Annotated in this window: 14 protein-coding genes and 2 pseudogenes; 1 reads left to right on the top strand and 15 read right to left on the bottom strand. The window is 37.1% G+C overall.

The window, feature by feature from the left end:
* The 12 genes and pseudogenes from LMF89_RS23850 to LMF89_RS23795 form a co-directional block, all read right to left on the bottom strand.
* A partial coding sequence (locus LMF89_RS23850; RefSeq protein WP_229537326.1) for a DUF255 domain-containing protein occupies window positions 1-209 on the bottom strand: 209 nt, incomplete at its 3' end.
* A 726-nt stretch (window positions 210-935) separates the two neighbouring features.
* Entirely contained in the window at window positions 936-1,520 is a 585-nt protein-coding gene (locus LMF89_RS23845; RefSeq protein ID WP_229537324.1) for a flavodoxin family protein, read from the bottom strand.
* A 71-nt stretch (window positions 1,521-1,591) separates the two neighbouring features.
* Complete coding sequence (locus LMF89_RS23840; RefSeq protein WP_229537323.1) at window positions 1,592-2,743, bottom strand: MFS transporter; 1,152 nt, start codon at window positions 2,741-2,743, stop codon at window positions 1,592-1,594.
* Window positions 2,744-2,828: 85 nt separating this feature from the next.
* A complete protein-coding gene (locus tag LMF89_RS23835) occupies window positions 2,829-3,431 on the bottom strand; it encodes a TetR/AcrR family transcriptional regulator (RefSeq protein ID WP_229537321.1) in 603 nt (200 codons plus the stop codon).
* Window positions 3,432-3,521: 90 nt separating this feature from the next.
* Window positions 3,522-3,716: a DUF255 domain-containing protein gene (locus tag LMF89_RS23830; protein ID WP_229537319.1), complete on the bottom strand. Its 195-nt coding sequence runs from the start codon at window positions 3,714-3,716 to the stop codon at window positions 3,522-3,524.
* A gap of 142 nt (window positions 3,717-3,858) precedes the next feature.
* Window positions 3,859-4,011 (bottom strand): annotated as a pseudogene (locus tag LMF89_RS23825) (IS3 family transposase); the annotation flags it as partial.
* Window positions 4,012-4,203: 192 nt separating this feature from the next.
* On the bottom strand, window positions 4,204-5,025 hold the full coding sequence (gene trpA, locus LMF89_RS23820) for a tryptophan synthase subunit alpha (protein ID WP_229537317.1): 822 nt from the start codon (window positions 5,023-5,025) through the stop codon (window positions 4,204-4,206).
* The gene (gene trpB / locus LMF89_RS23815; protein ID WP_229537316.1) at window positions 4,976-6,202 is read right to left on the bottom strand and encodes a tryptophan synthase subunit beta; all 1,227 of its coding nucleotides are present in this window, start codon (window positions 6,200-6,202) and stop codon (window positions 4,976-4,978) included. The genes trpA and trpB overlap by 50 nt, the downstream gene beginning before the upstream one ends.
* A 15-nt stretch (window positions 6,203-6,217) precedes the next feature.
* Window positions 6,218-7,186 carry a sugar-binding transcriptional regulator gene (locus LMF89_RS23810; RefSeq protein ID WP_229537315.1) on the bottom strand — a complete coding sequence of 323 codons (969 nt, stop codon included), beginning with the start codon at window positions 7,184-7,186 and terminating at the stop codon, window positions 6,218-6,220.
* Window positions 7,187-7,764: 578 nt separating this feature from the next.
* Window positions 7,765-9,054 carry a hypothetical protein gene (locus LMF89_RS23805; protein ID WP_229537313.1) on the bottom strand — a complete coding sequence of 430 codons (1,290 nt, stop codon included), beginning with the start codon at window positions 9,052-9,054 and terminating at the stop codon, window positions 7,765-7,767.
* A 55-nt stretch (window positions 9,055-9,109) separates the two neighbouring features.
* Window positions 9,110-9,547, bottom strand: a complete 438-nt coding sequence (locus LMF89_RS23800; protein WP_229537311.1) for a MarR family winged helix-turn-helix transcriptional regulator — start codon at window positions 9,545-9,547, stop codon at window positions 9,110-9,112.
* A gap of 348 nt (window positions 9,548-9,895) precedes the next feature.
* A complete protein-coding gene (locus LMF89_RS23795; RefSeq protein WP_229537310.1) occupies window positions 9,896-10,771 on the bottom strand; it encodes an SDR family NAD(P)-dependent oxidoreductase in 876 nt (291 codons plus the stop codon).
* A gap of 208 nt (window positions 10,772-10,979) precedes the next feature.
* On the opposite strand from LMF89_RS23795, the gene LMF89_RS23790 reads away from it, so the two are divergent.
* Window positions 10,980-11,438: a MarR family winged helix-turn-helix transcriptional regulator gene (locus tag LMF89_RS23790; RefSeq protein ID WP_229537309.1), complete on the top strand. Its 459-nt coding sequence runs from the start codon at window positions 10,980-10,982 to the stop codon at window positions 11,436-11,438.
* Here LMF89_RS23790 and LMF89_RS23785 read toward each other — a convergent pair.
* From LMF89_RS23785 to LMF89_RS23775, 3 genes and pseudogenes are all read right to left on the bottom strand, one after another.
* Window positions 11,429-11,575 (bottom strand): annotated as a pseudogene (locus tag LMF89_RS23785) (DUF255 domain-containing protein); the annotation flags it as partial. The gene LMF89_RS23790 and the pseudogene LMF89_RS23785 sit on opposite strands and share 10 nt — an antisense overlap.
* 242 nt (window positions 11,576-11,817) lie before the next feature.
* The gene (locus tag LMF89_RS23780) at window positions 11,818-12,651 is read right to left on the bottom strand and encodes a helix-turn-helix domain-containing protein (protein ID WP_229537308.1); all 834 of its coding nucleotides are present in this window, start codon (window positions 12,649-12,651) and stop codon (window positions 11,818-11,820) included.
* Window positions 12,652-12,937: 286 nt separating this feature from the next.
* Entirely contained in the window at window positions 12,938-13,360 is a 423-nt protein-coding gene (locus tag LMF89_RS23775) for a hypothetical protein (protein WP_229537306.1), read from the bottom strand.
* Window positions 13,361-13,420 lie beyond the last annotated feature (60 nt).

The following is a 13,420-nucleotide window of genomic DNA, read 5'->3' as shown; positions in this document are numbered from 1 at the left end:
GAATAGCCTACGGACAAAAATACAGGCCGATTCTCACGCTGTGCTTTCTGAAACGTTTCTGCTCCCCATAGATACCAATCTACTGGATTATTGGCATGTTGGAGTAAATATGGAGATTTTTCGTGAATTAAGCGGTTGGGTTTATTGGTATTTTGGCTGTGGATGCCGTGATTTTTGGTTTTGGGGTCGTAGTAGGTTTTATTTTCCATGAATAACTCCTCCTGATAATTTATATGGTTAGGTTGTCCTTTATTGGAATGGTTTACACAGTATAAAGTAAAATCTACTAATTTTTATATATTTACCATTGTTAAAAATGCAACAATCAATAATTAACTATACCTTGCACAATTCGCCAAATAGTAGTTGCAGTATGATCTTGATCGAAACAAGGTATATTTAAGTACTCGATTGAATGAGTATGGTATTAAACAATATCCTAGACTCCTAGAGCAAGCAATCATTGACGGAAGCGATATTACATTTGCGTCAAATCTCAAGACAGGTTGCTTGAGTTCATCAGAACAACGAAGAAAACCTTCTGGCGGCTATACAACAGCAAATGTTCCTACGAATGCCCATGAAATGCTTGCAGAGGGCGAATTCAATAGGTATATATACGAGCCATTTGCCGAATCGCTATTGAAGAACAGGTATCACTTGAAATATATCGTGCGAAGTCTGTACAAAGTCCACGTACAGAATCTCAACAAAAATTAGGGCAAACTGTTAATCCAAGCACGTTGCTTACCGATTTACGCTCTCATATTGGGGTAGATACTGCTTTAGGATTACCCGCTGGACCAAATTTCTGGATTAAGTGTACGACTTTCAATCAATAATTTTATTTGGTTAGGTTGTCCGTCATCAAATTAGATTACACAGGCATAATTCTATGAGAATTTCATTTCTTCCAACTTTTCAATTAGCTACGTTCATGAACTACCATGAATTTTTTTTAATAACCAAGCCATATTTTCTCCAATATTTTTCATATTGGCTATACCTTCTTGGTCTTGCTCCACTTCACCAATCGAATTGCCATAAGCCATATTCCAGTAAGTTGAGCCTACGAGAAACATTTCTTTACTATGTAAAAAATGATTTAAAGTATCAAAAGCGCTAGTCGCGCCACCACGGCGAACAGCAATTACTGAGGCTCCAACCTTATATTTTAGTAGCCCTCTATTAGCTGCTAACACAATACTAGCCCGATCAATTAATGCCTTTATCTGTGAAGTTATTCCTGCGGAGTATACGGGTGAGCCAAGAATAATTCCATCTGCGGCGATCATTTTTTCCAAACAAACATTGAAAAAGTCATCTGTCATAATGCATTGCTTATTCTTTAGCTTCATACAAGCTCGACAAGCGGTACAACCCCTTATATTTTTACCGGATAATGAAATCATTTCAGTATCAATTCCCTGCCGATTCAGTTCACTAAACACTGTTTGAATTAATATATCCGTATTACCGTCTTTACGAGGGCTCCCATTAATACCAATAACTTTCATCATGTACCATCTCCAAATTTTTCAGTTTAGCAACTTTATAAATAAACGACTATCTTATCCAGCATTGTGTGTTGTTATATAGGGTTGGTATGCTGCAATTGCAATTTAGTATCTTCAATTTTTAACGCTGTCACTAATGCAATACATAAAATACTTACCAAAACTATGATAACTAATTTAAACTCCCCTGCATTCGCAATAAACGGCCCCACACTAGCTCCAACAAATGTGATGAACGTATATCCTGTAACAGCCAAACCACTATCACTACCTGCCAGTTGACCCACAAGCGCGATTAAGCACGGAATCGTTACGGATATTCCTGCAACGAAACATATCAAAGAAAGTATGATTACTTCCTTAGTTGCTATGATTATAGGAAAAGTCACGCTGATGATCATAATACTGATTCCTAAAGCCACACTCTTGCTAAGATTATACTTACTAGTTAGAGGACGCACCAAAAGTGATCCTGACATTCCTATAATGCCAATAGCCCTAATATTGAAAATCTCACTTTTGGAAAAATGTAGTACAGTGCTTAAATAATTACCGATCGAAGAGTACAACGCTACATAGGATAATAAAAGAGTAAATCCGATGGCATAGGCTTTAACCAATGAATTATTTTGAATTAACCGCCTTACTATCTTTGCAATCCCCTCACGACCTGCTTTTTTCCCTACGGAGCTAGAAATTAAGACTTGGTTATTCATTAAGGAAAGAATAGCATAAGCCAAGGCAAATATCCAAAAAACATACTCCCAACTAAAAATCTGTATTAACACTGAACTAATGATTTGTCCAATAATCCCAGCCGCAAGAAATCCGGTTGTTATCCAAGTTGTTGCAACCATTCTCTTCTCACTAGAAAAAAATTCAAAAATATAAGCAAATGCGGCTGGAGCAAACGATGCAGCTACAAAGCCTTGAAATGCTCGACACACAAATAAAAACTCAATTGATTTAGAAGATCCAGCAATTAAAGTAACTATTGATAAAAGAAACATCCCAAAAACTATCACTTGTTTTTTTCCATATTTTTCGGATAATGGTCCAAAGAACAAAAAACCTATTGCATAAAATAAAGAAAATATACTATTAACAGATGCAGTCAAATAACTAGGCGAATTAAAAATTTCCGATAGTTGATTTATAAGCGGAATAAGTATATACATACTTGATATAACCATTAGTGCACTTAACGTTAATATAAAAGTTATCATTTAAATTTCCCCCTTAAACTATTAAACCAAATACATTTAACAGTCATTTTAATACTGACCATTCAGTATTAAAATCTTAAAAAGATTACTCATGGTATTTATGATACGCTCCATGAGTCGCCATAAAGATCTTAGCGAAAAGTTTATCCAAGCCTTCTTTTTCAATATCAAAATACTTCATCCATGATTCACGAAAACAGGTATAAGCATAGGTAGGAATGAAACGTGTGAAAAACTCAGCAACTAGCCGTTCATGTTTTTCATCATTACTCCAATGATGAAGCGCAATCTCCTTTTCGATCATGGCTTCAACCATCTTAAAAATAACGGGTTTTTCATTTGATTTTTTTAGAGATTCAATCATAATAATACGAATTATGTCCGCATTATTTTCTTCAAATTTTGAATACCGCGTCTCAAATCGTTCGGTTAATTGCTCAACCCTTTTTTGATGTGTATCGGTTTCATCCATTGCTAGCAAATTAAGATAGCCTTGAAGAAAGTTCTGAATCAGCACTTCTAAAATTTCATCTTTGCTTTTGAAGTGATAATAAATTACTGATTTTGGTACATTCGCTTCTTGCGCAATTTCGTCAACCCTTGAACCTTCAAAGCTCTTTTCAGCAAATACTTGAATTGCAGCTTGTAAAATTCTATTTTTTGCGTCGGGTATATTTTTTCTTATCATTACATCACCTAACAATATTTTAATACTGACCTTTCAGTACTAAAATATCACTAATTATTTCTTTTGTCAAGTTTTGCAAAATTCCTGCCATTAATAATTGTTACTTTTATGGACATGGCACCAATGGCATGTACTATAGCCGACACTTAAAAACACAGGCTTGTCTTCCCGCCTCACCTTTTCAAATGCTTCATCGCACCAAGGGTACCAATCTACTGGGTTGTAGGCATGTTGGAGCAAATACGGAGATTTTTCGTTTATGAGACGGTTTGCTATCTTTTCCATAAGAGACCTCCTCAAGATGCAACTAAACTTAAGTTTTATTATCTCCAATATAGTAGAAAACTGACGTGGAAATGATAGCCACGCCAGTTTGCTAATGGAAATTTAATATTATTAACTATGTCAGCAGAACTGTCCCCTTCGACACTACTCTAGAAGGTTTACCTTTTTCACTTTCGGCTATAAAAATTCGTTTAAATTCATCGGTGTAGGTGATAGCCTTGACACTAATGTTTTTTATGTATGGATTTTTTGATAATAATCAAATTTCTTTCTCTGTAAAAAGCTTAATACTCATTTCAACTTCATCATTTCTATTTTCTTTTCTTCAGTATATAGCGTAGACTTTTTTTCATTGTCTACTCTATAGGGTACATTTTAAAATTGACCAACGTCTATTTTTTACACCATTCTAAAATTATCCAGTATCTCCGGCCTCGTTATATAGAAATCTAATCGATATATTAAATAAGATTGACCGCTGTATCGATCACTCAAATTTCTGTTGTAAACTATATAAAAAGGTTTTAACACCAGCAAGACCCTCTTCTTCAAGTACCTCTAACAATTTACTTCCTATAATAGCGATATCACTTTTTCCAATGAGAAACTGGACGTCATTTTTATGTTGAATACCAAAACCTACGCCAATAGGTGTAGAGGCATACTGGCAACAGCGAGACAAAAAGGTTGTCGTATTGTTATTGAAATCTGTTTTCCCGCCAGTAACTCCTTTTCTCGCCACACAATACAACAATCCACCTGTTTTTCTCGACAAATAGCCAAGGCGCTCATCCGGGGTATAAGGAGTAACTAGCAATATAGGATCAACCTCATACTTTTTACACGAATCCATATAGTCACAGCTTTCTTCAGGATAGGCATCTGGCACGATCAAGCCACGAATACCAATTGATTTGCTGGTTGCAACGAATTCATCTACTCCATACTGATACAAAATATTGTAGTAGGTCATGAAAATGAAGGGAATATTGAATTCCGCAGTTACTCTGCGGGCAAACTGTAGGCATTGTTCTATGGTTGTTCCACGTTGCAAGGCTTCTTGATTTGCCTTTAAAAAAATAGGACCGTCAGCAATGGGTTCAGAGAAAGGAAGTTGTAGCTCAATCAGATCCACACCGCACTCTACAAACAGACGAATCATGTTATAATTGGTTTCGAAATCAGGATAGCCTAATATTTGATGAGTCATCAATAAAATGTCTTTTTGTTTTTTTTTGCCAACAATTTCTTCGGCGAGTTTACTCATATTGTTTGTATTTTCGACCGATAAATTTTTTCCACTCACCATCTTTCAATCCCTCCGCTATATTAAAAATATCTTTATCTCCCCGTCCAGACATATTGATAATATAAATATCAGATGCTGAAGTATTTACAATATCCTTAAAGGCACCTGCAAAAGCATGGGTAGACTCAAGAGCTGGAATAATTCCCTCCTGATTCATTACAAGTTGAAGAGCCTCTATCACCTCATCATCAGTAGCGGCCTCAAAGCGTACTCGCCCCTTTTCAAACAAGTCTGCAAATATTGGTGAGATACCTGTATAATCAAGACCTGCAGCAATGCTATAGGTATCACACATTTGTCCGTCATTATCTTGCAAAAAATAAGTCTTGTAACCTTGTGCAATACCTGGTTTTCCCTCCCCATATGCAAGACGGGTGGCATGCTGCCCTGAAGCTTGCCCTTTTCCGCCTGCCTCCACGCCAACAAGTTCTACTTCTCTGTTAGGCAGAAATGATTGAAAAATACCCAGGGCATTTGAACCGCCGCCGACGCAGGCATAAACGTGACTTGGTAGCCGTCCCTCCAAACGTAGAATTTGTTCTTTTGCTTCGATACCAATGATAGATTGAAAAAAAGCCACCATCTCAGGGAAAGGATGTGCGCCTGAGGCAGTACCCAGCAAATAATGGGTAGTCTCAAAACTGGAAACCCAGTCGCGAAGTGCTGCATTTATAGCGTCTTTTAGTGTACAAGAACCGTAATCAACCGGAACAATCTCAGCTCCAAGTCGCTTCATCCAAAACACGTTGGCATATTGCCGTTCCATATCTTCCCGTCCCATATAGATAGTAGCTTGAAGCCCTAGCTTAGCAGCGACTATAGCTGTTGCCACACCATGTTGACCAGCACCCGTTTCAGCAATGACTCGGGTTTTATTCATTCGTTTTGCTAACAAACCTTGACCTAGAGCGTTATTAATCTTATGAGCACCAGAATGATTCAAATCTTCGCGTTTGATATAAATTTTCGCCTTACCAAAATGATCTGTCAGCCTATTGGCATAAGTTAAGGGTGTGGGGCGTCCAGAAAATCCTGCCAGCATTTCACAATATTCATGCCAAAAAACAGGATCTTTTTTAATCTTATCAAAATCATGATTTAATTCATTGAATGCTGGATATAAAATTTCCGGAATAAAGGATCCCCCATAATTACCATAATATCCTGCTATACTCAAGCTCCTCTTCCTTTCTTATTTTATATTTTTCGTATGAAAGTCTAGAACAGATTGTGCCGTTACCATATCTGTAACCAGAATATCAATCCATTTACCGCGAAGTACTGCAGTTATCGCCTCCACCTTATCTTTCCCTCCTGCAATTCCAATCACATTTCGGATACCACGTAGTTCTTGAGCTGCTAGCCCCAACATTTTATTTTCCATTGTAGAATCAATTGTCTTCCCCATTGAATCGAGAAAGGAAGCGCAAATATTGGCAACTGCTCCGCTATTGCGAACCCTCTCCAGATCCATCGGATTGAAATTGCCAGATTGTACGATAGTCGCTTTTTCAGATACATCGCCAATACCTACAACAGCTACATCACAGCATTTTGCCATATTTAGAACTTTTTCAACCCCAGCCTCCTTTTTTAGAAGTCCTCCCAGTTCTTCATTTGTTACAATGGCTGGTGCATGTAGTAACCAGTATTTAGATTTTAACTTATCAGCAAGAATCATCGTATTGGAATTAGCATGCCAGATACCACCCTCAGAACCCCACCCACCAACTAAAGGAACAAATTGCAAATTACTTCTAGCAAAATAATCCACCTCTGCACCAATGGCTGAAATAGCCCGCCCTGCCATTATTCCCACAACATCATTATCTTTTAAGATTGACTCCATAAGTAATGCTCCAGTTCTTCCTAGCTGAAGAGTAAAGCTCTGTTCGTCGGTATAAGGTGCGTCAACAACAACGGCATCACGAATACCAAACGTATCAATTAGTAATTTTTCAACACGCTGTTCCAGAGAGTAAGGATTCTTAATTGAAATCTGAACGATACCTTCCTTTTTAGCCGCTGTGAGCATCCGACTTACATGGGGACGTGAGATGCCAAGCCGATTAGCAATATCTTGTTGATTTAATCCGTCCTCATAGTAAAGTTGACATACTTTAATAAGTAACCTGTTTCGTTCATTTTTGCTTTCTTTCATAAGACCTCCGAAAATAAACCAAGTACTTTTGTGCACATTAAGAACTTATGTACATGTTACCATATATTTGATTTTAAAGAAAGGGATCTTTTAATATTTTTAGGAATAGTGGGTGCATCATCTGTATCACTAGAATTAACTGATAGGAGTCTCGCCAACAAATGCTGGCTCACTCTCAGAGAGATTAACAAGATACTCGAATTCCATTTAAATTCAATAAAACAGCTTAGACCGCCATTTGGCAAAGATCTAAGCTGTTTTATTGTTACCTATAAGAGGCTTGGGATTAGCTATTCGCAAAACAAAAATATTACTTTTACAGACATGACATCAATGGCACGTAAATCAAAGTAACATCCTATTATTTAATTTAAGCACAACTAAGAATAGCCTACGGACTATTATCGGGCAGAGTATTTTCAACTGCAATAATTGGACCTATCCTTTTCATGACCCGATATATTCTTTCATAAACATCAGGGTCTAGTATTTTTTCTGTCAAATCATTACTAAGGTTATTTTCATATCAGATAATAGAAATTGATGTTAGAAATCGCTCATTTGATGTTGTACTGATATCAATAAGTGGGAAGTTCATTTAACATCGCATCAATAAATTGTTCTATCGTCTCTTTTTGCATTGTCGACTGAAAAAAGTTCACGGCTAAGGTTATAGTGTTCTTATAGGTACTAGCCACCATCCCAAAATCAGGTGAAAATGCTGCTGGTCCTACTATATAACATTCGGCAACTTCTAATAACCCAAACTTCATTGTTTCCTTCGCGATAATTCCAACGTTTGAAAAAGTCGGAATACACAATTGGGTCATAGAAGTTTGTTTTCGGCGCTGCTGAAAACGAATACTGCCATCCTTAAAACTTAATTTCGCATGAGCCATTTCCAATAAATATGCGCTTTTTATTCCCGAATTATTACTCTTTAATTTCCTGGTTTCTATCACTAACTTTGATAATGTTGCGTCAAATGATTCAGTCGAATCATTACTAATCATAACAGGCAGCATTGCCGAAAGATTACAAATCGTTTCTGTTTTACGATCAGTTAAATATCTTCGCAAATCCATAGTTATATATACGGATATAGTCTTATTTTCTATCTTCGCCATTTTAGAGAGAGCCCTATTAAAGGCAGTTAAAAGAACATCGTTAACCGTGGCATCATTTTTTCGGGCGTAGTCAGCAATTTTATCAACTAGGTACAATTTTTTCAGTATAAATGCTTGTTCTTTATTCTCACCTGGATTGCAAGGAAATGCTACCGTAGGGCGACTAGGATTAACCCCAGTTTTTGCTATTTCACCAACTATGTTAGCAACATTAGGAATACGTAAAATCTGATCCTGACCACGACTATAAGATGATCTGGATTGAACGACATACTGCTGCCCTTCGAATAGTAAATCATAAATAGATGTTAATAGATTCAGGTACTGCTTGAGTCCTCCCGCATCTGAACATGCATGATTAATTTTCACACAAATTATATCTGATTCGGCCCTTAGTACTCTCACTTTTACCTGACAATCGCTGACAAACTCATAACGAGCGCCAATAATTTTTTGCAATTCTACATCAACTGCATCGGTTTCAATAACAGAGCACAATTCAATCTCGTCAAGATCGTCACGTAGTTCCCAAACAGGGTTATTGTCATTTTCTATAAGACGACACCCCAGAATTGGCTCAACATCTAAGGATAAACGAACGGCTTGTTTCAACATTGTCTCATTAATCTTTCCTTTAAGCCTTAAAACACAACTGATCTGACTGTTTGCAAGGTATTTACCGATGAGATAATTAATACCATCTTGTGCGACAACTGGAAAACACATAGGGATTTTTTTCATGATAGATTCCTCCGATTAATTAATTTAACTAAATTAACTATTTTTATAAAAAATACTAAGCTTTTTTCGACGTATAATTTGCAATTATTTTTTCTAATATTTGGGCATAGCTTTCTAGCTCATCTTTTGTAAGGCAACCTTCAACATATCTGGCATAAGCATTCGCTGCATTATTATTAATTTCAATCAATTTTTTGCCTTTATCACTAATCCAAATATAATAAACCCGCCGATCCTCTTCTGATTGTACTCTTCCCAGATAGCCTAAGTTAATAAGTCTGTTTACAAGGGCAGTGACTGCCGGTTTGGTGACTTTAAATTTTTCCGCTATTTTACTATATGTAGGATTATTCATCCGACTTATAACATCAAGATAGTAATATTGCTTCACAGTTAAATTGGGCAAATCGGGCATAGAATTAGCTTCTCTATAAGTTTGCGCTACCTCAAATATAACTTCTCTAAGTTTTATAAAAATATCTGATAATATCATTTGAAATCCTTCTCTAAAATTAGTTAACATCACTTAACTATTATATTATATCAAATTATATGGTCAAAGCAACTACCATGATCTTTTTGTCCATGAAATCACCCCTAAAAATTAGTTTCATTACATTCCATTACATGCCACTGAGAAAGCAAGCAAATGAGAACCACCCAAACCTGACAGCTACTAACAGTCTCCAGTCAGAGGTTACAATAATATGCCTAAAAAGTACCCTGACAACCTACTAAAAAGTAAACAAGAGCTTGTAATTTCTCTCCGTAGAATTATGCACTCCTTCAATTAATAAATGGATATACTGTTTATTTGATTGCTTTGCTTGTTTATATCTCTTCATTTTATAAAACCTCTTTGTTGCAACAATTCTTTCGTAACATTCCACAGTTTATTTTGCATGGTGATATCTCCGCCAGGGTATACAGGCACAATAGGTGCGCCTGTGCCAACGTTGAAATACTCACCAGTCACCCCATGGTATTGTGGCTCTACAACTAAACGAATAATAATTTCAGCTCCTTTACGTGGATCTCCGATATGCAAAAATTTCAAGATGCGTTCAAGTATAGATGCAAACCAGAGCTCACGTCCGAGACCTGTTACATTAAAACCCGGATTTAGTGCATTAACAGTGACTCCAGTCCCAGAAAGTTGACGTGCAAGTTCCCTAGTAAACATAATTTCAAATAGTTTAGTTTTTCCATAAAGCGCAGACGAACCTCTAGCAGTAAAAGTAGATGTATTGGTCAAATCCTCGGGCAGCTTAAGTTCACCATGGTTGCGTGATGCCTCAGAAGCAACATTGACAATCCTTGCATTTCCCGACTTCACTAAAGATTGCTGTAATGTATGTGTCAATAACCATGGTGCCAAATAGTTCACGGCTATCATTTCTGCAAAGCCCTCGGATGTTATCCGCTGCTCAAAGGCATGCAATCCTGCATTATTTACTAGTGCATTAATCTTTGGATATGCGGCTTTAATCTCATTTCCGACTCGCCTGACATCTTCCATTAATGACAGGTCTCCGAAAAAAAAGTCTATTTCTGTTTTTGGCGCAAAATCTTTTATTATTTTTCTAGTCGTTTCAGCTCGATTCTTGCTCCTGGCGGTTAATACAAGATGAGTGTCACGCTTTGCTAGTTCAATTGCCACTAGTTGTCCAAGACCACTAGTGGCACCAGTAATTACAACAATTGGGTAAGTTGGCATAACAATCCTCCTTAGTATTCTTTTAATTGATTGTCAGCTCATATTATTTATCGACAATCAACTTTTGTTAAATGTCATAATAATATCTCATTGCTTGACAAATACAAGACGAAAAAATATAGTTGACATATATCAACTATACGCTAATTATTTGATATATGTCAAGTATATTTTCTATGCCTATAACTACACTGAAATGAGGTAAACTATGGAGAATAATACTCAATACAAAAATACTACGAGAGTACAGTTGGAACTGGAGCTCGGCCAACAGTTAAATGCACTTATTAGTGCCTCACATGCACTCAATGTCAGAACTGCAGTGCGTTTCGATTCAGCATTACAACCAGCAGCTTTTCTTATTGTGCGTTGGCTTTTCTCATTCGGTCCAACAAGTGCCACAGTTTTAGCAGAATCAACAGCTATGGATCGTAGCTCTGTCAGTCGTCTTGTCAATCATCTCAAGCGTCTAGGTTACGTAAAGAGTGAACCGTCTCCTAGTGACCGTCGAGGCGCACTGTTATCTTTGACTGAACTTGGACTACAAAAGACTACAGATGCCTTGAAAGAGAAAGAATTCATATTCTATGAACGCACTTCAAAATGGGATGATTACCAACTTGAAAAGTTTATTGAAATGCTCAGACACTTCAACGGCTACGAATGAAAATAACCATGGTACGGTTCTTCCCGTTTGATCTTAAAAGCAAAATTTTGGTGTCGATTACGAACTCGCCACCAATGGCAGCAACTATAGCCACTGCTGAAGAATACTGGCTTATCTTCTCGTTTCGCCTTTTCAAATGCCTCATCACCCTATGGGTGCCAATTTACTGGATTTTAGGCATGCTGGAGCAGATAAAAACTCTTCTCATATATCAATCTATTGGGATTTTTGTCCATGAAATCACCCCTAAAAATTAGTTCCATTACATGGCAGGTTCCTATTTTAGTATGTACAAAAAAAGTATCAGCATTACGCTAATACTTCTATCGCTTATCGTGCTACTTTTATCAGGTTAGACCTCAGAGGCAATTTGCATTATTTATGCTTCTATTTTTCTAGCAATTATGCTATGCACCGCATGCTGGTGGGATATACCTGCCGAGTTGCAGTCTATAATTTGCTCATCACACCGAAGTATCTCCCAGTCATGATAATACCTAGCCAAATCACCAGATAGATAGAAAAACTCGTCTTTTTCCCAGTCAGGTGCAATTTTGATAAACGGCTTTTCAACAAAGATCAAATGTGCGTTAAGTCCACCAACGCATGTATGACGCTTATATTTTTCAAAATGATTTTTCCGTTGATCCAGCGGCAAAAATTGAAGTGACCCATGAGAATAAATTACGTCATAAGAAGCCTTGAGCTCATATCCGATCATATCACTATGAAGAACATTAACATCATAGCCTGACGACTGACTATACTGCCTGATTTTTTCGACGCCAGGATTTGAAATTTCTAACGCATCTACCTGGAAGCCACATTTGGCAAAATAGATGGCATCCCGCCCTTCCCCGCTGCCAATATCTAATAAACGCTTGTTGGCCTTATCATCTTGCATGATCTCTACAATTCGCTCAGCAAGTAAAGAATGTTGTAGTCCCCAATAATATTCTTCTTTTTTATATTCCCCATCATACGGGCTTGTTTTTTCCATTATGCTACCTCCTGTCAGCAAACGATCAATTGATATCCCGAGCGTCTTCGCTAAGAGCGGCAGCAATGAGGTATCTGGCAAAGCATTACCTTTTTCCCATTTAGAAACCGCTTGCGGGGTAACATTCAAAATGAAGCTGATTTGTTCTTGAGTATATCCTCTTTCCTTTCGCAACAAGGCAATACGTCGCCCAATCTGGTTATCGTTAAGCATAATTTCTCTTCCTTTTCAATAATATCAGCATTAACAATATCATTGTATCTTCGCCTGCCGTTAAAGTCCACCAAACAGTAGTTGCAGACATATCCAGAGAATTCAACTAGGAGTTGAATTCTCACCATCCGGCCTAGTAAGCCGCAAAAGCAAAACCTCAACCCCCTAATTGTGATATGGGTAAAAAGTTTTCAGTTTCTTATGACCCTTTGCGTTGTTTCAATTCACTTCTATACATATCATTGAAAGATTCAGATCGTAAAGGGGACGGTTGTTGACACCCTTTTCATGCTTTTAAAACAATACCTCTATTAATGCCGGTGAGTCTTTCGATTTGCCGAATCGATAAGTTATATTTCTGCTTAAGCATTCTTAAGTACGTATTTCTTGTTTGACAATCAAGTTGCTGTAAATCTATCGCATTTTTTAAGTTACATACCTTCTTGATTATAACTCTTGCTTCTTCGTCTCTAGTGCGCTGCTTGGCTTGATCATCAATATCTAAGCATTCATGCTCACTCATATCATTGGTATATTTGATAAACTTTTGTATTGCCTTTTCTGTTTCGTCGCTCATCATTTCAAGTAGAAAATCTACATCTATTAAATCTGCTTGGTTTATATATTCGTGAAAACTGCTCCATTTATATTCTTCAACGCATTTTACAAGTCCCGCTTTGACTGGATTCTGATGAATATATCTTTGCACTATTTTACTGGTTCACTTTTAAATCGGTCTTGAAACAGATTACCTACTCTCTGATATTTA

The organism is Pelosinus baikalensis (assembly GCF_020819555.1).
GTDB classification, from domain to species: Bacteria; Bacillota; Negativicutes; order DSM-13327; family DSM-13327; genus Pelosinus; species Pelosinus baikalensis.
The sequence above is the reverse complement of the archived record's forward strand: the minus strand, read 5'-3'. Positions and strand labels throughout refer to the sequence as shown.

Coding starts and splice junctions, on each gene's coding strand:
- LMF89_RS23845 (WP_229537324.1), bottom strand. CDS start 1,520: ATGATGAAAGTTATTGGTATTAATGGGAGCCCTCGTAAAGACGGTAAT.
- LMF89_RS23840 (WP_229537323.1), bottom strand. CDS start 2,743: ATGATAACTTTTATATTAACGTTAAGTGCACTAATGGTTATATCAAGT.
- LMF89_RS23835 (WP_229537321.1), bottom strand. CDS start 3,431: ATGATAAGAAAAAATATACCCGACGCAAAAAATAGAATTTTACAAGCT.
- LMF89_RS23830 (WP_229537319.1), bottom strand. CDS start 3,716: ATGGAAAAGATAGCAAACCGTCTCATAAACGAAAAATCTCCGTATTTG.
- trpA (WP_229537317.1), bottom strand. CDS start 5,025: ATGGTGAGTGGAAAAAATTTATCGGTCGAAAATACAAACAATATGAGT.
- LMF89_RS23810 (WP_229537315.1), bottom strand. CDS start 7,186: ATGAAAGAAAGCAAAAATGAACGAAACAGGTTACTTATTAAAGTATGT.
- LMF89_RS23805 (WP_229537313.1), bottom strand. CDS start 9,054: ATGAAAAAAATCCCTATGTGTTTTCCAGTTGTCGCACAAGATGGTATT.
- LMF89_RS23800 (WP_229537311.1), bottom strand. CDS start 9,547: ATGATATTATCAGATATTTTTATAAAACTTAGAGAAGTTATATTTGAG.
- LMF89_RS23795 (WP_229537310.1), bottom strand. CDS start 10,771: ATGCCAACTTACCCAATTGTTGTAATTACTGGTGCCACTAGTGGTCTT.
- LMF89_RS23790 (WP_229537309.1), top strand. CDS start 10,980: ATGGAGAATAATACTCAATACAAAAATACTACGAGAGTACAGTTGGAA.
- LMF89_RS23780 (WP_229537308.1), bottom strand. CDS start 12,651: ATGCTTAACGATAACCAGATTGGGCGACGTATTGCCTTGTTGCGAAAG.